19 protein-coding genes are annotated in these 19,974 nt (G+C 36.3%); 6 read left to right on the forward strand and 13 right to left on the reverse strand.

The window, feature by feature from the left end:
* Positions 1–152 precede the first annotated feature (152 nt).
* From trxA to LUA86_RS12095, 3 genes are all read left to right on the forward strand, one after another.
* Positions 153–473, forward strand: coding sequence for a thioredoxin (gene trxA / locus LUA86_RS12085; protein WP_109923776.1), 321 nt, complete (start codon positions 153–155; stop codon positions 471–473).
* Between the two features lie 106 nt (positions 474–579).
* Positions 580–1,791 (forward strand): PQQ-dependent sugar dehydrogenase, encoded by a 1,212-nt coding sequence (locus LUA86_RS12090; RefSeq protein WP_231462755.1) that lies wholly within the window; start codon positions 580–582, stop codon positions 1,789–1,791.
* 404 nt (positions 1,792–2,195) lie between these two features.
* On the forward strand, positions 2,196–3,113 hold the full coding sequence (locus tag LUA86_RS12095) for a DUF58 domain-containing protein (RefSeq protein ID WP_231462763.1): 918 nt from the start codon (positions 2,196–2,198) through the stop codon (positions 3,111–3,113).
* A gap of 200 nt (positions 3,114–3,313) precedes the next feature.
* Here the strand turns inward: LUA86_RS12095 and hppD are convergent, their stop codons facing one another.
* Together hppD and LUA86_RS12105 are read right to left on the reverse strand one after the other, a co-directional pair.
* A complete protein-coding gene (gene hppD, locus LUA86_RS12100) occupies positions 3,314–4,444 on the reverse strand; it encodes a 4-hydroxyphenylpyruvate dioxygenase (RefSeq protein ID WP_231462765.1) in 1,131 nt (376 codons plus the stop codon).
* Positions 4,445–4,573: 129 nt separating this feature from the next.
* A complete protein-coding gene (locus tag LUA86_RS12105; protein WP_231462767.1) occupies positions 4,574–5,740 on the reverse strand; it encodes a homogentisate 1,2-dioxygenase in 1,167 nt (388 codons plus the stop codon).
* Between the two features lie 447 nt (positions 5,741–6,187).
* Between LUA86_RS12105 and LUA86_RS12110 the strand changes: the two genes are divergently transcribed.
* The 3 genes from LUA86_RS12110 to LUA86_RS12120 all read left to right on the forward strand — a co-directional run bounded on the left by LUA86_RS12110 (position 6,188) and on the right by LUA86_RS12120 (position 9,264).
* On the forward strand, positions 6,188–7,183 hold the full coding sequence (locus LUA86_RS12110) for a fumarylacetoacetate hydrolase family protein (protein ID WP_231462782.1): 996 nt from the start codon (positions 6,188–6,190) through the stop codon (positions 7,181–7,183).
* A 576-nt stretch (positions 7,184–7,759) separates the two neighbouring features.
* The gene (locus tag LUA86_RS12115) at positions 7,760–8,647 is read left to right on the forward strand and encodes a flavin reductase family protein (RefSeq protein ID WP_231462784.1); all 888 of its coding nucleotides are present in this window, start codon (positions 7,760–7,762) and stop codon (positions 8,645–8,647) included.
* Positions 8,648–8,658: 11 nt separating this feature from the next.
* Complete coding sequence (locus LUA86_RS12120; RefSeq protein ID WP_231462786.1) at positions 8,659–9,264, forward strand: YdeI family protein; 606 nt, start codon at positions 8,659–8,661, stop codon at positions 9,262–9,264.
* Between the two features lie 3 nt (positions 9,265–9,267).
* Here the strand turns inward: LUA86_RS12120 and LUA86_RS12125 are convergent, their stop codons facing one another.
* The 11 genes from LUA86_RS12125 to LUA86_RS12175 all read right to left on the reverse strand — a co-directional run bounded on the left by LUA86_RS12125 (position 9,268) and on the right by LUA86_RS12175 (position 19,835).
* A complete protein-coding gene (locus LUA86_RS12125; RefSeq protein WP_231462788.1) occupies positions 9,268–9,816 on the reverse strand; it encodes a C40 family peptidase in 549 nt (182 codons plus the stop codon).
* Positions 9,817–9,935: 119 nt separating this feature from the next.
* Positions 9,936–10,322, reverse strand: coding sequence for a DUF4870 domain-containing protein (locus LUA86_RS12130; protein ID WP_231462792.1), 387 nt, complete (start codon positions 10,320–10,322; stop codon positions 9,936–9,938).
* A 59-nt stretch (positions 10,323–10,381) separates the two neighbouring features.
* A complete protein-coding gene (locus tag LUA86_RS12135; protein ID WP_231462809.1) occupies positions 10,382–11,083 on the reverse strand; it encodes an SDR family oxidoreductase in 702 nt (233 codons plus the stop codon).
* A gap of 30 nt (positions 11,084–11,113) precedes the next feature.
* Entirely contained in the window at positions 11,114–12,892 is a 1,779-nt protein-coding gene (locus LUA86_RS12140) for an aromatic amino acid hydroxylase (protein WP_231462812.1), read from the reverse strand.
* A 512-nt stretch (positions 12,893–13,404) separates the two neighbouring features.
* Complete coding sequence (locus LUA86_RS12145) at positions 13,405–13,911, reverse strand: GtrA family protein (RefSeq protein ID WP_231462815.1); 507 nt, start codon at positions 13,909–13,911, stop codon at positions 13,405–13,407.
* Positions 13,912–14,066: 155 nt separating this feature from the next.
* On the reverse strand, positions 14,067–14,753 hold the full coding sequence (locus LUA86_RS12150; RefSeq protein WP_231462817.1) for a CAP domain-containing protein: 687 nt from the start codon (positions 14,751–14,753) through the stop codon (positions 14,067–14,069).
* A gap of 122 nt (positions 14,754–14,875) precedes the next feature.
* A complete protein-coding gene (locus LUA86_RS12155) occupies positions 14,876–15,640 on the reverse strand; it encodes an SDR family NAD(P)-dependent oxidoreductase (RefSeq protein WP_231462820.1) in 765 nt (254 codons plus the stop codon).
* Positions 15,641–15,727: 87 nt separating this feature from the next.
* Complete coding sequence (locus LUA86_RS12160; RefSeq protein WP_231462835.1) at positions 15,728–16,135, reverse strand: AraC family transcriptional regulator; 408 nt, start codon at positions 16,133–16,135, stop codon at positions 15,728–15,730.
* A 188-nt stretch (positions 16,136–16,323) separates the two neighbouring features.
* Positions 16,324–17,967, reverse strand: coding sequence for a glycine--tRNA ligase (locus LUA86_RS12165; protein WP_231462838.1), 1,644 nt, complete (start codon positions 17,965–17,967; stop codon positions 16,324–16,326).
* 231 nt (positions 17,968–18,198) lie between these two features.
* On the reverse strand, positions 18,199–18,402 hold the full coding sequence (locus tag LUA86_RS12170) for a hypothetical protein (protein ID WP_231462850.1): 204 nt from the start codon (positions 18,400–18,402) through the stop codon (positions 18,199–18,201).
* The gene (locus LUA86_RS12175; protein WP_231462864.1) at positions 18,399–19,835 is read right to left on the reverse strand and encodes a S8 family serine peptidase; all 1,437 of its coding nucleotides are present in this window, start codon (positions 19,833–19,835) and stop codon (positions 18,399–18,401) included. The genes LUA86_RS12170 and LUA86_RS12175 overlap by 4 nt, the downstream gene beginning before the upstream one ends.
* Positions 19,836–19,974: the final 139 nt, after the last annotated feature.

Consider the following 19,974-nt stretch of genomic DNA (forward strand, 5'->3'; position numbering starts at 1 on the left):
ATTACAAGGCACGAAACAATCTCAACTATAACGGTTGCTTCGTGCCTTGCAATGAAGAAAGTGTGAGACAAACCACGCAAATGTCAAATTGGCATTACACTATTGGTGGCATTAGAATTGAATATATATATTTGAACATAAAAAAATAGATTATGGCATTAGAAATCACAGATGCAAACTTCGAGGAGCTTGTATTAAAATCAGATAAACCAGTATTAGTAGATTTTTGGGCAGAATGGTGTGGCCCTTGTCGCATGGTGGGTCCGGTAGTAGAAGAAATCGCTAAAGAATATGATGGCAAAGCTATCGTTGGTAAAGTTAACGTAGATAACAACCCTCAAATTTCTATGCAATTCGGTATCCGTAACATTCCTGCATTACTATATTTTAAAGATGGTCAGGTTGTTGATAAACAAGTTGGTGCGGTTCCAAAATCAGTATTAGCTGAAAAATTAAATAAGCAATTAGCTTAATTCAATAAAGCTTGCTTTATTAAAATATATAACCCGAATTCGTTACAGAGTTCGGGTTTTTTATTACAGATATTTTTTGTTCTTTTATCTAACAAAATCATAACTAATGAAACTATCCAACTGTAAAACATCAACATTTATAATTTCTTGCTGCCTTATTAATTTAGGCATTTCAGCAATTGCTTCGGCACAAACTCCTGTAGAAACTCAAAAGGCAACGGCAGATTTTAAACCCGCTTTTGATGGTCAAACCAGAATTGCAGGTGTTAAAACGAAAACAGAACTCAATATTTCTATCCTTAACGATAAACTTGATCGCCCTTGGGCAATTTCAGAGCTTCCAAAAGGTGGTTTTTTAATCACTCAAAAAGCCGGTAACATGGTAATTTTAACAGCAGATGGAAAATTAAGTAAAACGATAGAAGGTTTGCCGAAGGTAGATGATTCTGGCCAGGGCGGTTTGTTGGATGTAACTTTAGATCCAGATTTTGCTAAAAACAGAATGATTTATTGGGCTTATTCCGAGCCGCAAGATAAGGGCGTTTTACTAGCCATTGCAAAAGGCAAATTAGCGGCTAGCGAAACTTCAATCGAAAATCAAACCATTATTTATCGTGCTACGCCAGCTTACGGAGGTAAACTTCAATATGGTTCAAGAATTGTGTTTGATAAAAACGGTAACTTGTTTGTGAGTACAGGAGAGCGTTCAGGCGGCGATATCAGAATTCAGGCACAGTATTTAAACTCATCATTAGGAAAAATTCTGCATTTATCTAAAGATGGTAAACCTGTTCCAAATGGTCCTTTTGCTGGTAAAGCAGATGCCCGACCAGAAATTTATGCTTTAGGTTTACGTAACCCTGATGGTTTGGCTATTAACCCTCTAACAGGCGATTTATGGGAAGCTGAATTTGGACCAAGAGGTGGTGATGAAGTAAATTTAATTAAACCTGGTAAAAATTATGGCTGGCCAATTATTACTTACGGAACAGAATATAGCGGTAAGAAAGTAGGGGATGGCATTCAGCAAAAAGAAGGAATGGAACAGCCGGTTTATTATTGGAACCCAAGTATTTCACCTGGTTGCATTGCGTTTTATAACGGTAGCGCTATAGCCGAGTGGAAGGGAAATCTTTTTGTAGGCGCATTAAGCGGTTCTCATATTATCAGATTGGTAATTAAAGATAATAAAATCGTTGGCGAAGAGCGCTTGCTCGAAGGCAAAGGCGAACGTTTTAGAGATATGGTTGAAGGTAAAGATGGCGCCATGTACAGCGTTACCGACAATGGAAAACTTTATAAAATAGCGAAGAAATAAAAGAATCATTATAAGACTTCACGGTCATCCTGAGCTTCCCGAAACTTGGGGAAGCTCAACGTGACAACCACAGCCGAATGAAAGGTCTTATGATAAATTCTCTTTTGAATTAAATTTATTTTTTTTGGAAATGAATGTTCAGCAATTCTTCGCAATTTCAGTCCCACTGTCCGTTATAGCTCCGATGAAAAATCGGAGGCTGCCACTGCCATTGGGTTTATGAACTGTGGATAGTAGCACAGATTAGCCAAAATCAATATCTGAAGTTCTTATAGTATTTGTCATTCTGAGCTTGTCGAAGAATTTATTAAAAACATTTCGACAGGCTCAATGTGACAGTTATGATGTGATTTACGAAAAATAAATTGCTTCGCCCTTCATATATCTTTTATTAGCTTTACTCTATGCAGGAACTTAATTATGAAAACGAGTCGGGCTATGGAAACCTCGAATTATTAGCAAAACAGGTTGTTGAAGGTTTTATTACAGGTTTACATAAAAGTCCTTTTCATGGGTTTTCTGTAGAATTTGCCGAGCACAGGCAATATAACAATGGCGATAATGTTAAAAATATTGATTGGAAATTATACGCCAAAACCGATAAGCTCTACAGTAAAAGGTTTGAGGAAGAAACCAATCTTCGTTGTCAGTTTGTTATCGATGTTTCTTCGTCGATGTATTTCCCCGAACCAAAAAACAATAAATTAACTTTTGCAATTCAAGCGGCGGCATCATTAATGTACTTGTTAAAAAAACAAAGAGATGCTTTTGGTTTAAGTCTTTTCGCGGATGAAATTTTATTAAATACACCCGCAAAATCTACAACTGTTCATCAAAAATATTTATTTACCAAGCTTGATGAGTTATTGCAAAAACCCAAAGTTAATGCACAAACAAATTTGAGTGAAGCCTTGCATCAGGTGGCAGAGTTGATACATAAACGATCATTGGTAGTAATTTTCAGCGATTTATTTAATACGCAAACCAACACTCAAAAAACCGATGAATTTTTTGATGCCTTGCAACATTTAAAATTTAACAAACACGAAATTGTTGTTTTCAACGTAGTTGATAAATCAAAAGAAGTTAATTTTGAGTTCGAAAATCGCCCTTATCAGTTTATAGATATGGAAACCGGCGATACAATTAAAGTTCATACCAACCAGGTTAAAGAAAATTATACAAATGCAGTAGCTGCTTACAGGCAAAATATTGCATTAAAGTGTGCACAATATAAAATTGATTTAATTGATGCTGATATTAGTGAAGGATTTTATCCAATATTACAGGCCTATTTAATTAAACGACAGAAGCTCGGTTAGTAAAAAAAACCTCCCGTATTTTGCAATACAGGAGGTATCAGATAAGGGTAACCGGAAAACTAAAAAACTAATTATGATTTTTTAGAATTTAACAAAATAGAAATCGCTTCGTGTTTTGTTATTTCAAAGGTGCACTTCAATTATGAAGTTTTAGTGAAGAATGCCTTTAAACGAAAGATAACATGCACTTTCATCATTAATTACAAATTTCCTCTTAATTCTTGTTCTCTTTCTAAAGATTCGAACAACGCTTTAAAATTACCTGCGCCAAAGCTTTGAGCGCCTTTGCGTTGAATAATTTCAAAAAACAAAGTTGGTCGGTCTTCTACCGGTTTGGTGAATATCTGTAATAAATAACCTTCCTCATCGCAATCAACCAAAATGCCTAAATCTTCAAGAATTTTAATTTCTTCGTCGATTTTGCCAACTCTTTGCGGCATCATATCGTAGTAAGCTTCTGGTGGAGCGCTTAAAAATTCTACACCACGCGATTTTAATTCTTTTACGGTACTAACAATATCTTTTGTAGCAACGGCAATGTGTTGTACGCCTTCGCCTTCGTAATATTCAAGGTATTCTTCAATTTGCGATTTCTTTTTGCCTTCTGCAGGCTCATTAATCGGGAATTTTGAAAAGCCATTACCATTGCTCATAACCTTGCTCATTAAAGCAGAATATTCGGTGTTGATTTGTTTATCATCAAAAGATAAAATATTAACGAAACCCATCACATCTTCATACCACTGCACCGCTTCATTCATTCTATTCCAACCCACATTTCCAACACAATGGTCAATGTATAAAAGTCCGGCATCAGCTGGTTTATAATCACTTTCCCAAACGCGATAACCCGGCATAAAAGTTCCTTTGTAATTTTTTCTTTCGATAAACATGTGCACCGTTTCGCCATAAGTGTATATGCCACTCATTTTAACTTCACCATTCTCATCGGTTAAAGTTTGCGGCTCTAAATATGATTTAGCTCCACGTTTAGTCGTTTCTTCAAACGCACTGTAAGCATCATCAACCCAAAGTGCTAAAACTTTAACACCATCGCCATGTTTTTTTACATGTTCAGAAATTGGATGCTCTGATTTTAAAGCCGTAGTTAATATTAACCTGATTTTGCCCTGCTGCAAAACATACGATGCACGGTCGCGAACACCAGTTTCTGGTCCGGCGTAGGCCAGACTTTGGAAACCAAAAGCGGTTTTATAATAATGAGCCGCCTGTTTAGCATTACCCACATAAAATTCTATATAATCTGTTCCATTAATTGGCAGAAAATCTTGTGCTTTAGATATTTTTTCTGCGAATGTTAGTGCTTCCATTTTTGTTGTATTGTGTTCGGATGCCGAATTAAGTATCCGAAGATTTTTTATTTAAGACCGAAGTCAATTAATTTTATTCAATAATTCTTTTATGTGATAAGTTTTCGAACTTCCGGCTAAAGACTTATCTTATTCTATATTTTCCTGCCAGCTTTTATGATAATTTTCATCCTCAATATCTAAAGCTTCCTGCGTTAACATTAAAGGTTTAAAAGGGTCAATCATTACAGCAAGTTCATCCGTTTTTTCTTTTCCTATCGATTTTTCAACCGTTCCGGGATGTGGCCCATGCGGAATGCCGCCGGGATGTAAAGTGATTTGTCCTTTTACCACACTTTTTCTGCTCATAAAATCGCCATCAACATAATAAAGCACTTCATCGCTATCTACATTACTATGGTTATATGGCGCCGGAATAGAATCTGGATGGTAATCATATTTACGTGGAACGAAAGAACAAACAACGAAGTTGTGTCCTTCAAAAGTTTGATGAACCGGTGGCGGTTGGTGCAAGCGACCGGTTATAGGCTCAAAATCGTGTATAGAGAATGCGTATGGGTAGTGGTAACCATCCCAGCCCACATAATCGAATGGATGCGTGCCGTATGTATACGGATAAATCAGGCCTTGCTTTTTAATGAGCACTTTAAAATCGCCAAATTCATCATGCGTTTGCAAATTTTCTGGTAATCTTAAATCTCGCTCGCAATACGGGGCATGTTCCATTAATTGTCCGTATTGGTTTAAATAACGTTTTGGTGGCCTCAACGGACTAAAACTTTCTACAATAAACAAACGATTATCTTCCGTGTCAAATTCCATTTGGTAAATAGTGCCACGCGGAATAATTAAATAATCGCCATAAACAAATTTAATTTCGCCAAAACCGGTTTTTAGTTTCCCCGAACCTTCATGCACAAAAATCATTTCATCAGCCTGGCTATTTTTATAGAAGTAATCTGTCATAGATTTTCTTGGCGCCGCCAAAACGATATGTAAATCGCTGTTCACCAAAACAGCCTTACGGCTTTTTAAAAAATCATCTTCGGGCTTAATTTTAAAACCTATTAAACTGGTGTGTTTAAGGTGCTTTTCGCGAGCTATTTTTGGCTCAACATTGTAAGGCTCGCCCAAATGTTTTACAATAGTAGGCGGGTGGCAATGGTAAACTAAAGAGTAAAGGCTAGAAAAACCTTCGGTTGATACCAACTCTTCGGCGTACAAATTTCCATCAGGTTTACGGAAAACCGTGTGCCGCTTTGCAGGAATTTGCCCCAATTTATGATAAACAGGCATATTGATTTATGTTAGGTTAGAAAAAAATCTTAATAATCGACTATTAAAACGGCAAGGCGTTTTAATCAAAAAGGTAGTTGCGGAAAATTACAGAGAATACTGAGCCATGATTAATTTAGATAGCATCTTATAGCGACGTGCAGCAATCGCGTCGTTCACTAAGTTAATATGTAATGCTTTTAAAATCATGGTTTTGATTCTGCTAAATTACAGATTTTATTTCGAAGATAAAATTTCTTTACATTTAGTTCTTTCTATCAATTGCTGAGCTTTTTTTGTTCTGGAAATCTCTATTTTAATTTTATGAATAGTATCCAAAGAATATTAAAGGGTTTACAATTCATAAACCCGGTTTCGAAAGAATGTATTGAGATTAAATAATTTTTTCATCATTTTAATTACTGCCCTAAATCATTAGCTTTACCACGTATTTTAACCAAATCGTATATGAAATTTGTATCCTACAAAACCGAAGACCAGGAGCATCTTGGCATTTTCAATAACGGACATATTTATAATCTTAATAGTTGCGATAAGCTTATCCCGGATAATATGAAGGAATTTCTGGAAGGTGGCGAAGTGTTAATGGAACGAGCTAAAAAGGTAGATGCTGACATAAAAAATGGCACCATACAAGCTAAAGAAGAGATATTTTACGAAATTTTGGCGCCCGTTCCGCACCCTACAAGTTGCAGAGATGGTTATGCTTTTAGGCAACACGTTGCTGCGGCCCGTAGAAACCGCAAGGTAGATATGATTCCGCAGTTTGATGAGTATCCGATTTTTTATTTTACAAATCATAATGCCATTCAGGGAACTGGTGATATCGAATGTATGCCCGACCATTTCGATAAGCTGGATTTTGAATTAGAATTAGCAATCGTGATTGGTAAAAAAGGTAGAAATATAAAGGCTTCAGAAGCTGATGATTACATTGCAGGTTACATGGTAATGAATGATATGAGCGCCAGAACTTTGCAGATGGAAGAAATGCTGCTGAATTTAGGTCCGGCGAAAGGCAAAGATTTTTCTACCGTAATTGGCCCTTGGTTGGTTACACCAGATGAACTGGAGCAATACAAAGTTGCGCCAAAGGATGGGCATGTTGGTAACGCCTATAATTTAAAAATGACTTGCCACGTAAATGGAATCGAAGTTTCTAGAGGCAACGCCGCCGACATGGATTGGACATTTGCCGAAATTATTGAACGTTGTGCCTACGGTGTAGATATACTTCCAGGCGATGTAATTGGTTCTGGTACGGTGGGTACGGGCTGTTTTCTTGAGCTTAATGGCACAGGTTTACTCAACGACCCTAATTACACAAGCCAATGGTTGCAGCCAGGTGATGTTGTAGAAATGGAAATCACCGGTTTAGGAGCGCTAACAAATACAATTACAAAGGCAAACACAGATTTTTCGATATTGGCTTTGAAGAAATAAGATAATTTGAAAAGCAGGTTTCGGTTTTCATATTAATGACCAATTAAGGCGATCGTCATTGCGAGTTCCGATTTTTCATTGGAACATGGCAATCTCATTTGAGTAAATAAATTCGTAAATGAGATTGCTTCAATCGATGAAAAATCGCTTTCGCAATGACGGCAAATTAAAGTTGGTGGATTTTTATTAGCATTTGTTGTTTATGCTTATTGACCCATTAAGTCGATCGTTATTGTGAGTTCCGATTTTTCATCGGAACGTGGCAATCTCATTTGAGTTGATGAATTCATTAACGAGATTGCTTCAATCGATAAAAAACCGCTTTCGCAATGACGGCAAACTAAAGTTGGTGGATTTTTATTAGCATTTGTTGTTTATGCTTATTGACCAATTATGGCGATCGTCATTGCGAGTTCCGATTTTTCATTGGAACATGGCAATCTCATTTGAGTAAATAAATTCGTAAATGAGATTGCTTCAATCGATGAAAAATCGCTTTCGCAATGACGGCTTTGATTGCCAATTATTGTTTATAATACTAATTTCCTGAATGTAATTTTTTAAAACCTTTCAACCGTGCTAACCCTCAAAACCGAAGATTTATCTGCTGTACAGCTTCAAGATTATTTGCAATATGCCATTGCGCCACGGCCAATTTGCTTTGCATCTACAATTGATAGCGATGGAAATATTAATTTAAGTCCATTTAGCTTTTTTAATATGTTTAGCACCAAGCCACCGATTTGTATTTTTTCGCCGGCGAGACGTGTACGAGATAATACAACCAAACATACGCTCGAAAACGTATTGCAAGTGAAGGAATGTGTTATTAATATTGTTAATTACGATATGGTGCAGCAAATGAGTTTGGCAAGCACCGAATATGCAAAAGGTGTTAACGAATTTGAAAAGGCAGGTTTTACCATGCTACCATCCGATTTGGTAAAGCCACCAAGAGTTGCGGAGGCACCTGTTCAATTTGAATGTGTAATTAATCAGGTTATCCCACTGGGAGAAAATCATGGAGCGGGAAATTTGATTCTGGCGGAAGTTAAACTCATCCACATCAATGAAGATATTTTAGATGCTACTGGAAAAATTGACCAGAAGAAAATTGATTTGGTTGCTCGTTTAGGCGGCGATTGGTATTGTAGGGTAACTGCCGAAAATTTGTTTAAAGTAGCAAAACCTTTAGCAAAATTGGGTATTGGTGTAGATAGTTTACCGCAATCGGTTCGCTTATCAAAAGTATTAACCGGCAATGATTTAGGTATGCTTGGAAATGTTGAACATTTGCCAGCAGATGAGGAAATCGATTTGGTTAGTCAATTACCCGAGGTTAAAGAAGTTTTAGATGCGACTATTGGCGATGCTTACACACGCGAACGCGAATTGCATGATTTAGCAAAATTGCAGTTGCAGAAAGGTAATGTAGAGCTCGCTCTAAAAATTGTTTTACTCTAAAAATTTTTAATATGAAAACTCTTGTAGCAGTAGACCAATACATTGCGAATTCGGCTGAATTTGCTATTCCAATATTAGAGCATCTTAGAGATTTGGTGCATAGGGCAGATGCCAGGATAGAAGAGCGAATGAAATGGAGCATGCCATTTTTTGAATATAAAGGAACGGTTTGCCACATGGCTGCATTTAAAAACCATTGCGTTTTTGGCTTTTGGAAAGGTTCACTAATTGAAGATGAATTAGGGGTTTTTAAAGAGCGTAGCGAAGCAATGGGCTTGCTGGGTAAAATAAAATCATTTGATGACTTACCAGAGGATGATATATTAATGGCTTATATACAACAAGCCACACAGTTAAATGAAGATGGAATAAAATTACCAGCAAAAATTAAAGCTACTCCTAAAGAACTTATTGTACCACAGTATTTTATCGATGCTTTGCAAGAAGATTCGAAGGCATTAGCCGTATTTCAAAACTTTAGTAATTCTAATAAAAAAGATTACGTTTTGTGGTTAGAGGAAGCTAAAACCGAAGCAACCAGGCAGCGTAGATTGGAAACTGCAATAGAATGGATTGCAGATGGAAAAACCAGAATGTGGAAATATATTAAGAAATAGTTGTTATAAAATACTAACCACTTTCATAAATCTGGTGCGGTAATGTCCATCCAAATCAGTAATAGTTACGCCTTTTGATTTACCTGAAGATGAATGAATAAATTTTATGCCATCATTATCGATAGAATAAATAATTCCAACATGGCCAATTCTACGTACTCGCGAATTACTTCCTGTAAATAAAATTACATCTCCAACTTTTGCACTGGCAAGGGTGGTTGCTTTACCGGTTGAACTAAATTCTCTTGATGAACGTGGTACTTTGAAACCAAAATTGCTAAATACATAGCTCACAAATCCTGAGCAATCAAAACCAACTTTTGGGTTGCTGGTAGCGTAGCGATAAGGAATACCTAACATGCTTTTAGCAAAATCAATAAGGCTTGTTGAGTTTGTAGATTTAGGCTCCTTTTGAGCTTCCTCGATACTTTTCGGAAGGTTTTCGCTCAACTTTTTAACCAATTCCTGATATTGGGCAGGCAGTTGAGTTTGGGCATTTACTGCAGTTGCAGACAAAATGAAAAACGAAATTACAGCTAATATTTTCTTCATATGTTGTTACCAAAGATAGAAAAATATTTTTAAGCAGGTTAAAATGTTGAAAACCAGTTAAAACAAAAGAAGCCCAACTAAGTTTGGGCTTCAGTTATATTTAATTTTTTACAGCGTAATTATATGCTCGGAAACATGGTTTGTGCCCTTTCTCCGATAAATGGTATTGGTTTTTTTTCGCCGTTAAAGGCGCCAATTAAACCTATAATCCAAAATACAAGAAAAACAACCTGAATAATTCTTAATAAATAATAAATGGCCGTACCTCCTGTTGAAAATAAAGCCAGGCCAATAAAAATACCTAAACCCCAACTTATAACCGTAGTTACAAGATGAAATAATAGCGTTTGCCTTAATTGATAGCGAGCCAGGTCGGTCTTATTATCTTTATACATGGCAAAATAGGCAATTAACCAGCCAATAAACCAGAAATAGCTTACAATAGAAGCGCTTTTACCATTGTCTGCTGATGCCGGATTTGTTTGAAAAGGATTATTTGTTTCCATATTTTAAATTATTGATTATCAATACTCTAATTAACAAATAATTTTTAAGATTTAAAGTTTTAAGGCGTTGTTACTGCAACTGGAATAATTTTTCCATTGAAAAATTTATGTCCGGTTCTGGCAAAATCTGCTACATATTTACCCATTTCAAAAGCCATTACAGGACTTTGGTATCCAGGAAAAGCGGCTTCTAACATTTCTGTTTGTGCAGAACCTAAAGCCAGGCAGTTTACTTTTATTCCAGTTTCTGCAAGCTCGAAAGCAAGGCATTCTGTAAGCGTGTGTAATGCTGCTTTACTAGCCGAGTAAGCCGCTAAGCCTGGAAATTTAATGCTCCCTTGAAAACCGCCCATACTACCAATGTTAACGATGTGTGTACCAGCTTGCATTAATGGAATAGTATTTTGTATCATTCTAAAATGCGATATCACATTACTTTGAAGCATCTCACCTAAATCTTGCTCAGTGGTTTCTAAAAATGGTTTATTAATTAATGTTCCAGCATTGTTAATTAGAATATCTATCGTACCTAAACGTTCTTTCAAAAAAGGAATTAAGGCCGCGTAATCATCAATAGCAATATCAAATTCTACAGGTAGTAATGTACAATCCGGATTAATGCTTTTTGCAATTTCTAAAAGTTTACGCAATTTATCTGCCGTACGGGCAATGGCAACAATTTTATTATTGTTTTGTAAACTGAGCTCTAATGCAGTTTCAAAACCAATGCCGCTGCTTGCACCTGTTATAATGATGTTCATCTTAATTCTTTAGTTAAAGTGCAAAGTTAATTAATCGCTTATAAGCTGCGAAACCGGATTTTTAATAACATGCAATCCATCCAAAATTAATTTGGTGTGTTCTGGCTCTTTTCCGGCTTTAATTTCAAGATATACCAGAATTTCTTTTTCTAGTTGATGAAAGATTTTTTTATGAAAGACCAGCTCCAGAATTTCTAAGGCACAAAGCCAATCCTGGCGATACTGCGTTTTAAGCTGACCGAAAATATTGCTTAATTTTTCAAACCCCATATTTGTTTCCCGTACTGCTCTAACCTGCTTATATAATTCGTGTAATTTAATGGTTTTATCATCGTAAACAACTTTGTGGGTTTTTTCTATACTAATTGGCGCAATTATTTCAAAAGCCTCTTTATCTGCCGCTCCATTAAATACCGAAACAATTTTAGCTCCAACTGCCATATCATAATTGCCCCATTCCGGTTTAAATAATATGTTGCCGTTGCTTTCGGTAACTGTACAATTTGTAAATGTTATGAGTATAATTTTATCATCAGCTTTTAAAATTTTCTGCGTTAGGGCATCTATCGAAATACCGCTCTCAAAAACTAATGAAACTTGTTTATTTAACCCAATACCAGCAGCTTTAAGTTCATTATCGTTGTAATCTTCAAGCGGTTTTAAACTGTTTTTTAACCTTCCAACCGGCGATGAAAAACCATCGGCGTGATAATTTTTTCCATGGTTTTTTAACTGTTTGCCATTTAAAGCCAAAGCACTTGGGCCCGTTGTTTTAATAAAAGTTAATTCGTCATTAGCATCTACACCAACATCGGTAAAAACCCCACTAATTTGAAGGCCCGAACTGTACACTGCAGTTGCAATATTTTTACAGGCAATGGCTTTCATAATGCTTTCAGTGCCGCCACGCCTAAATGCCATCGTATCGGCAAAGCTTTCTAAAACATCAATCAGATTTTGAAAAGTTGGCGTTACAAAAAGTTGCGGCTGTGTTTTTGTAATGTCGTATTGGTAATTTATTGTATCAATAGTGTACCATAACTTTTTTACCTCTTTTTGCATGCATGATGCGCTTTCACCTATAGAAGAAAGTAAACCCGCACCATAAATCTTTGGGTTTTCAAGCGTTCCAATTAATCCGTATTCTACCGTCCACCAATGCAAACGACCAAGTAAAGCCATTTCTGAAGGCTCACCCATATTTTCGCTTATAAATTTCAATTCTCTTTCGGCCTTCGCAATTCGAGCGTCGTCAGCATCTGAAGCTTCTTTTAAAATAGAAAGTTTCCTGATGGCTTCATAAAGCTCAAAATCTTTTGCCGAAAACATTGCTTTTGCGCCAATTGAACCAAAATAACTTAAATAATTATTGTAATCTGTATCGGCAATGATTGGCGCATGGCCGGCGCTTTCGTGAATAATATCGGGTGCAGGCGTGTATTCAATATGATTAATTTGACGAATATCTGCCGCGATAACCAAAACTCGGTAAGCCTGGTATTCCATAAAAGCTGCAGGTGGAATAAAACCATCAACCGTTACAGCACCCCAACCAATTTTACCTAAATTATCATTCATGGTTTGTAAATCGGGGATGTATTCTATGCTTAAGCCAGCTCTTTGCAAGCCTTTTATGTATGGATAATAGGCTACATTTTTTAAATAACTATAATTTTGGCGCATTACATAACGCCAAACTGCTTGGTCAATCGGTGTGTATTTTTCGTAATTCTGGGCAACAATAAATTGCTTTAAATGATTGGGCAATTTTGCTACTTGCGCATTATTAAAATCGTTAAAATGGCTCATAGGTATTATAAAAATAAGTTGGTTAGTGGCTAAGTTATGATGTTGATTTTACCTTAGCAAGAATTAAGCCTACAAATTAACTCCTTATGATATTAAATAATAATTTCCCTTTTGATTTGAAAATGAAGGTCCAACATTCTTGGGTCCTTCAGTCGGGCTGTTTGCTAAATCTTTTTCGCCGCAAGGCATAATAACCACACATATTAAAGAAACTGCTTAAGATACTTTGTGGGTTTTAACTAAAACGAAAAAGGATATCGCGTCCATCCCGTTTAAAAACAAAGTTTGTGCAATAACCAATCTAAACTTACGAAGTCTATTTTTTTAATCGCTCAGGAAACATTGTATGTTTTGCTAAAAACAGGTAAAGCACCTGCAAAATGAAACGAAAATAGTTGAATTATCTGCGCCATTTAAACCCGACCGAAGTGAGAAAGCCCGCAAGGTGAGGAACGAACTGCGGACTTGAAACGGGGGCGGGACTGCTGTTTGCCAAAAGCTAAAAAATTGCTTTACAAATGTTTTTTATCTTTCTTTTTAACACCAATTTTTTTAACGCTAAAAGTGAAATAATGTTGGTATAAATAACTAAATGCGGCAATTAAAACTGAAACTACAACTTTTGAAACGGTTGGATAAACGCCTAAATACTCGATAAAAAACTTCTGCATAACGTAGGTTAGCAATATGTTTATAAAGTTTAAGTTTAAAAAGCGTAGCAACTGAATATGTGCTTTTACTTCACTATGCGTAAAAATTACGTACCTGTTTAGTAAAAAACTGTATGGAATTACAACCATAAAATCGGCTATTAATGCTGCGGTTTCTCTTCTAACGGTGAAGAACAGAATATTTACATCTTCAGCTAAAAAAAGATAGTGAAAAGCCAACCAATACACCACAATACCCAAAAGCCATGTACTGCCACCGGTTGCCAAATACCTAAAATTATGCTGAGAAATAAAGCCTTTAAATGGAGGATAGAAAAAATCGATAAAAGCCAGGATGAATTTTCGCATTAGATTAACTTAAGTTGCAAAGGTAATTTTTTTAAATATTTATTGTGGATTGGCACAAAAAAGTCTTGGGTTTTAAACCAAGACTCTTAAATATATAAAGATTAATTGTTTGTTTTTAATTAGGGACTTTTTGCGTGTAAAAATTTTAGATTTAGTTATTTTGAAAGGGTGTTTGGCTCTGCAACAAAATCGATAACTGCGCACCAACTGTAAGATGGGTGAGGTTGAATGCTTATTCCGACTGTATTTAATTTATATTTTCGATCTAACAGGTTAAATCTGTGCCCTAGTGATGGCACGCCACAATCTAGTAGCAAATGGCAAACAATATCTAAACTATTCGAATAGCCGAAATCTATATTTTCACTCATTGCCTTTTTAGGGAAATATTTTGATACGCGTTTAGAAAAAGAATCGCCATTGCTGCTTTCATGCGTATCAATATTATTCCGATTCAAATCTATTGCATGGCTTCTGCTCACTGCACTTAACTGTTCATTTGGGTAAAACATTGGCAGGTTTTTAATGCCTTTTACATGTTTTAATAATGATAAGTAATAAGCATTATTTCGCGAAATTTTAAGTTCATTATAATTGCGGTATTTTTTAACTTTCTCGTTGTAGTTGTTAATGTAATCTTCTAGAAAGGTGTAATAAAATTTCTCTCCATCAATGCGTATAAGGTTCATGTATAGCAGTGTATTCTTTTCTTCGCTGGTTAAATAGTCTGCATATACACCCGTATTTGCTTTTTTAAATTCAGCATCTGTCCAGCGTTGCGCCATTGCAGCATTAGCGTATAGAAATAAAAATATGCCGGAGATAAAAAAAAGGCGAAACATGTTTGGTTTTACAATGATAACATGATAACGCCTTGAAGTTGTATTTATTTTTTGCTGTTGATAAAAGTGTTAAATTTTTTAACAAAAGGCCCTCAACAATGTTGAGGGCTTCTATTTAATAGCTACAAAAACATACCGCCTGATGCTTCAATACGTTGTGCATTAATCCATTTGGCTTCTTTTGTGCACAAAAAGGCAATAACACCACCAATATCATCTGGTAAGCCAACTCTGCCCAAAGCAGTTTGAGAGGCAATCATTTTATTTAATTGCTCGTTATCTCTAACAGCACCACCACCAAAATCGGTTTCGATTGCACCCGGTGCTACAATATTTACATTAATACCTCTAGAACCTAATTCTTTAGCCTGATACTTGGTAAGTGTTTCCATTGCACCTTTCATAGATGCGTAAGCCGCATAACCAGGTAAAGCAAAACGAGCCAAGCCGGTAGAAACATTTATAATGCCGCCACCATCATTTAATATGGCCAATACTTTTTGTGTTAAAAAGAATACGCCTTTAAATTGAATGTTTAACAAAGTATCAAATTGTTCTTCTGTGGTTTCTTCGAAAGATGCGTGAACACCAATCCCTGCATTGTTTACCAAATAATCAATTTTTTCAGCATTAAAATTCGACAGCAGAATGGCCTTAACATCGTTAACAAATCCATCAAAGCTTTTTACATCGCCAACATTTAATTGTAATGCTGTTGCATTTACGCCAATTGCTTTAAGCGCTTCTACGGTTTCATCTGCATCATCTTTTTTCGATTGATAAGTTATTAAAACATCCAACCCTTTTTTAGCCAAATGAATAGCTGCGTTTTTACCTAAGCCTCTGCTTCCGCCGGTTACTAGTACAATCTTATTTTGTATTTCCATTTTTCTTTTAATTTGATAAACAAAATTAAATGGAAATGTGCTTCAAAAATGGTGATACGTTAAGGAAAAATGGTGAGTAATTAAGTTTTATATGGTGATAATTTCCTTTTTTTCTGCCAGCGATTGAAAATATGCTTCGCGGTATTGTTTAGGCGTTTGCCCTGAAAAGTGTTTAAAAAACTTAGTAAAATTTGATGGATCGTAAGTCAAAATCCTTGCGATTTCAGAAATTGGAGTACTAACATTTTGTAACATCGATTTAGAAATTTCCATTAAACGTTCTTCAAAGAAATAGCATGGCGAATGGCCGGTTGCTGACTTAATGGTGTTGCTGAAATGAGTTGGGTGAACATGCAATATTTCGGCAAAATCCCTTACCTCGAACATTTCGGTGGCTTTGCCAGAAACGATATCGGCTAGATGTTTATCTAATTCTATAAAATAATCGGCTGCAATTTCGTGTTGGCGGGCAAAGAATTTTTGAGGGATTTTCATTTTCAATCAGTTTTCTGATTTCAAATATAGTTGTGATGATGGCTTGAAATACATAATCTTCAGTTTTTTACATCTAAATAACCGATTGAAATTATGGTCAAGAAGCTTAAATAAAAAAAAAGTCGCAAGCTAAAAAACCTGCGACTTTAATATTATAATCAAAACTTAGATGTCTATGGTTGTAAAATCTAGGCTAACAAATTCTTCCAGCTAACTTGTTTATTTACAATGTTAGCTAAATCGGCAATGGCAACACGTTCTTGCTCCATGCTATCGCGGTGGCGAATTGTAACTGTGTTGTCTTCTAAACTCTGGTGGTCAACTGTAATACAAAACGGGGTTCCAATCGCATCCTGACGGCGATAACGTTTACCTATTGCATCTTTTTCTTCATAAATACAATTAAAATCAAATTTCAAAGTATCCATAATTTCGCGTGCTTTTTCTGGTAAACCATCCTTTTTAGTTAATGGGAAAACAGCAACTTTATATGGTGCCAAGGCAGGATGTAAACGTAGTAAAGTACGGCTGTCTTGCTTATCTTCTGTGCTTAAATCTTGCTCTTCAAAAGCATTAATCATGGTTAACAAGAACATACGATCTAAACCTATTGACGTTTCGATAACGTAAGGAACGTAATTTCCATAAGGTTTACCTGCTTCATTTAAATCGTTATCAAAATACTGCATTTTCTTGCCAGAAAATTCCTGGTGTTGTGTTAAATCGAAATCTGTGCGACTATGAATACCTTCAACTTCTTTAAATCCGAACGGGAATTCAAATTCGATATCTGTTGCAGCATTTGCATAATGCGCTAATTTAACATGGTCGTGATAACGATACTTTTCAGGCGAAGTTCCTAAAGCTTTATGCCACTTTAGGCGGGCTTCTTTCCAGTATTCAAACCATTTTTTATCTTCACCAGGGCGAACAAAAAATTGCATTTCCATTTGCTCAAACTCACGCATACGCATAATGAACTGGCGGGCAATTACCTCATTACGGAAAGCTTTACCAATTTGTGCAATACCGAAAGGAATTTTCATCCTTCCAGATTTTTGAACGTTTAAAAAGTTTACAAAAATACCTTGCGCCGTTTCCGGACGAAGGTAAACTTCATCACTACCTTCGGCCATTGCACCAAATTGCGTGCTAAACATCAGGTTAAACTGGCGAACGTCAGTCCAGTTTGAAGTTTTTGAAATCGGACAAATTACTTTGTAATCAACAATTAAATCTTTCAGCTGTGCTAAATTTTCAGATTTAAGGGCCAGGTTCATTTCAACCTCAAGCGCCAATCCTTTTTTCACAAATCTCCAGCTTGCCTCATCAACAAATGGATATTTGGCGTTATCTAAAATCGAATTTTCTTCCTTAAAGCCCGGAATCCATGCCGCTTGCCCTTCGTCGCTTAAACCCAAAATTTCTTGTTGAAATTCTTCGAATTTAGCTTTATTATCTGTGCTAAAATTGGCTAATTCAGAATATAACTCATCAATTTTATTTTCCAATAATTGGTCGGCACGGTAACGTTTTTTCGAATCTTTATTATCAATCATCGGGTCGTTAAAACCATCAACGTGTCCGCTTGCTTTCCAAACTTTAGGGTGCATAAAAATTGCAGAATCAATTCCTACAATGTTTTCATGCATTTGCACCATGGCTTTCCACCAATAAGTTTTAATATTGTTTTTCAACTCAGCACCCAATTGGCCGTAATCGTAAACGGCACTTAAGCCATCATATATTTCGCTGCTTTGGAACACAAAACCATATTCTTTAGCGTGTGATATTACATTTTTAAATTGTTCGTCGTTATTCTTTTGAGCCATAATGGAGGCAAAGATAATAAATAAGGTAAAAGGTAAGAGGTAAAAGGTAAAAGGTTTTTAACAAGCGTTTTGACGTTATAAAATTGCCTAAACAAATTATCCTAGATGTTTGAGGATCGGGTTTAAATTGCAAAGGCTGTTCAATTATTAAAGTTTCATCAGCATTGCTAACAAAAAAAAACGATGCTGCTGCTTGCAACATCGTTCTAATTTTATAAAAAAATGGTTTGGCTAAATGTTAACGTCCCTTTCTTCCTCAACACTTAAAACACCTTTAATTTTCTTTACATCTGTTATTTTCTGGCTTGTTGGCACAATAATAATCACACCTATGGCTTCAAGTGTTTCAACACTTTTCACACCAAGTTTTCTGAGCTCGGCAGTTACCGTGTCTAAACTACCATCCTTAACAGATATTAACCATTTTGATTTCATCTTATTATTCTTTCAATTGGACCAATTGGGTCGATAGGGAATCTTGGGTTGACCAAAATTGGCACTTTCTCAAGCGGAAATCTATCAATCGGAATCCTGTCAATTGGAAATTTAATTAACCTGGTTTTTGTAGGTGCCTGCACTAAACCTGCACCAACGTCTCTAGCTGGCGAAGATAATACTTTTGCAGTTGAGGTTAATTTGCGCCACAAGTTAATACCGCGTAAACCTGTTGCCTGTGCCCAAAGTGCTGCAATGCCCGCAACATGTGGTGTAGCCATACTGGTACCATTCCAGGTTGCATATTTGGTTGGCAATTTGGTAGATGAATACACACTTACACCTGGCGCAGCAATATCAACAGCGCCATAAGTAGGGTATAAGCCACCGTTAGAGAAATTTGCAACATTCATATTAACATCTACAGCACCAACCGCCATTATGGACGGACAATTTGCAGGATGCATCACTTGTCTAACCGTACCTGGTCTTGCAGAATCGTTACCGGCAGCAGCAATAATCAAAGTTCCTTGGGCTAAAGCTCTGGCTGCAGCGGTTTCAAAAACAGCTGAATAACCCGAGCCATTTAAAAAGCCTCTTAACGACATGCTTACAACTTCGCAACGGTTCGCAATTGCCCAGTTAATGCCCGCAAGGATGCCCCCATCGCCGCCAGAACCACCATTACTTAATACTTTGCCGATGTAAATGCTTGCAGCATAAGCAATTCCATATCTTTCAGAAGCTGATGGAGAACTCAAAGGACCGCAAGCAGTACCGGTACAATGTGTTCCGTGTCCGTGTCCGTCTTGCGTGGTTTCTCCTGAAATAAAACTTTGGTGTACCACAGGTCGGCCAGCAAAATCGGGATGATTAAAATCAAAACCTGTATCTAAAATGGCAACTTTTATGCCAGCTCCGTTATATGGGTTGTACCTTAAGAAATTTGTTGGAACTACGTTGGTTGCTTTTAATCCCCAGGTTGCACCAACAGATTCAACTTCTGATTCTTGTTCGGCATAGCTCGATTCGTCCATCTCCTGGCCAACCAAAACATTTGCAATCTGATTGATGGCATCTCTGTAACCTTCAACGTAGTTTTGGGTACTTTCATCAAGCATGCCGATGGCATAAACAACCGTTTCTTTTTCCACAATCATTTGGTTGTCGCCAAAACTGCTAATGTTGTTTTCAATTTTTGGTTTTTCATTTACAATGGCAATTCCAAGTTTATCTAAGATAATTCCATCTGTTTTGGCAAGGTCTTTATCTGTAAAAAATTCGTTTTCAAATTCAAGTGAGCTTTTAAGGTTCAGTCCGCTAATTGAGTTGATTTGGTTGATAGAATCTGATGTATTCGATCCTTCAGGTAATAGTACAAGATATCGGCCAGTGTACTCTACCTTTTCTTCTTTTTTTAAAGTTTTTGACATGATTTTTAGTTTTATTGAATGGTTACCTACTCTGTTTAGGATTTTCGGTTTATTCCTTTAAAATCGTCGACGTTTAACACCACCTAAATTGTTATAGTTTGAGTAGAAAACTGGCAGGTAAATCACTAAAAATCAGTGG

This window comes from Pedobacter sp. Leaf132, from assembly GCF_920984695.1.
Classification (GTDB): Bacteria; Bacteroidota; Bacteroidia; order Sphingobacteriales; family Sphingobacteriaceae; genus Pedobacter.

What these genes read in the sequence shown, in the direction of transcription:
- trxA (WP_109923776.1), top strand. Translation starts at nt 153, where the DNA reads ATGGCATTAGAAATCACAGATGCAAACTTCGAGGAGCTTGTATTAAAA.
- LUA86_RS12110 (WP_231462782.1), top strand. Translation starts at nt 6,188, where the DNA reads ATGAAATTTGTATCCTACAAAACCGAAGACCAGGAGCATCTTGGCATT.
- LUA86_RS12175 (WP_231462864.1), bottom strand. Translation starts at nt 19,835, where the DNA reads ATGTCAAAAACTTTAAAAAAAGAAGAAAAGGTAGAGTACACTGGCCGA.
- LUA86_RS12120 (WP_231462786.1), top strand. Translation starts at nt 8,659, where the DNA reads ATGAAAACTCTTGTAGCAGTAGACCAATACATTGCGAATTCGGCTGAA.
- LUA86_RS12095 (WP_231462763.1), top strand. Translation starts at nt 2,196, where the DNA reads ATGCAGGAACTTAATTATGAAAACGAGTCGGGCTATGGAAACCTCGAA.
- LUA86_RS12160 (WP_231462835.1), bottom strand. Translation starts at nt 16,135, where the DNA reads ATGAAAATCCCTCAAAAATTCTTTGCCCGCCAACACGAAATTGCAGCC.
- LUA86_RS12105 (WP_231462767.1), bottom strand. Translation starts at nt 5,740, where the DNA reads ATGCCTGTTTATCATAAATTGGGGCAAATTCCTGCAAAGCGGCACACG.
- LUA86_RS12145 (WP_231462815.1), bottom strand. Translation starts at nt 13,911, where the DNA reads ATGCGAAAATTCATCCTGGCTTTTATCGATTTTTTCTATCCTCCATTT.
- LUA86_RS12135 (WP_231462809.1), bottom strand. Translation starts at nt 11,083, where the DNA reads ATGAACATCATTATAACAGGTGCAAGCAGCGGCATTGGTTTTGAAACT.
- LUA86_RS12165 (WP_231462838.1), bottom strand. Translation starts at nt 17,967, where the DNA reads ATGGCTCAAAAGAATAACGACGAACAATTTAAAAATGTAATATCACAC.
- LUA86_RS12150 (WP_231462817.1), bottom strand. Translation starts at nt 14,753, where the DNA reads ATGTTTCGCCTTTTTTTTATCTCCGGCATATTTTTATTTCTATACGCT.
- LUA86_RS12125 (WP_231462788.1), bottom strand. Translation starts at nt 9,816, where the DNA reads ATGAAGAAAATATTAGCTGTAATTTCGTTTTTCATTTTGTCTGCAACT.
- LUA86_RS12155 (WP_231462820.1), bottom strand. Translation starts at nt 15,640, where the DNA reads ATGGAAATACAAAATAAGATTGTACTAGTAACCGGCGGAAGCAGAGGC.
- LUA86_RS12130 (WP_231462792.1), bottom strand. Translation starts at nt 10,322, where the DNA reads ATGGAAACAAATAATCCTTTTCAAACAAATCCGGCATCAGCAGACAAT.
- LUA86_RS12140 (WP_231462812.1), bottom strand. Translation starts at nt 12,892, where the DNA reads ATGAGCCATTTTAACGATTTTAATAATGCGCAAGTAGCAAAATTGCCC.
- hppD (WP_231462765.1), bottom strand. Translation starts at nt 4,444, where the DNA reads ATGGAAGCACTAACATTCGCAGAAAAAATATCTAAAGCACAAGATTTT.
- LUA86_RS12170 (WP_231462850.1), bottom strand. Translation starts at nt 18,402, where the DNA reads ATGAAATCAAAATGGTTAATATCTGTTAAGGATGGTAGTTTAGACACG.
- LUA86_RS12090 (WP_231462755.1), top strand. Translation starts at nt 580, where the DNA reads ATGAAACTATCCAACTGTAAAACATCAACATTTATAATTTCTTGCTGC.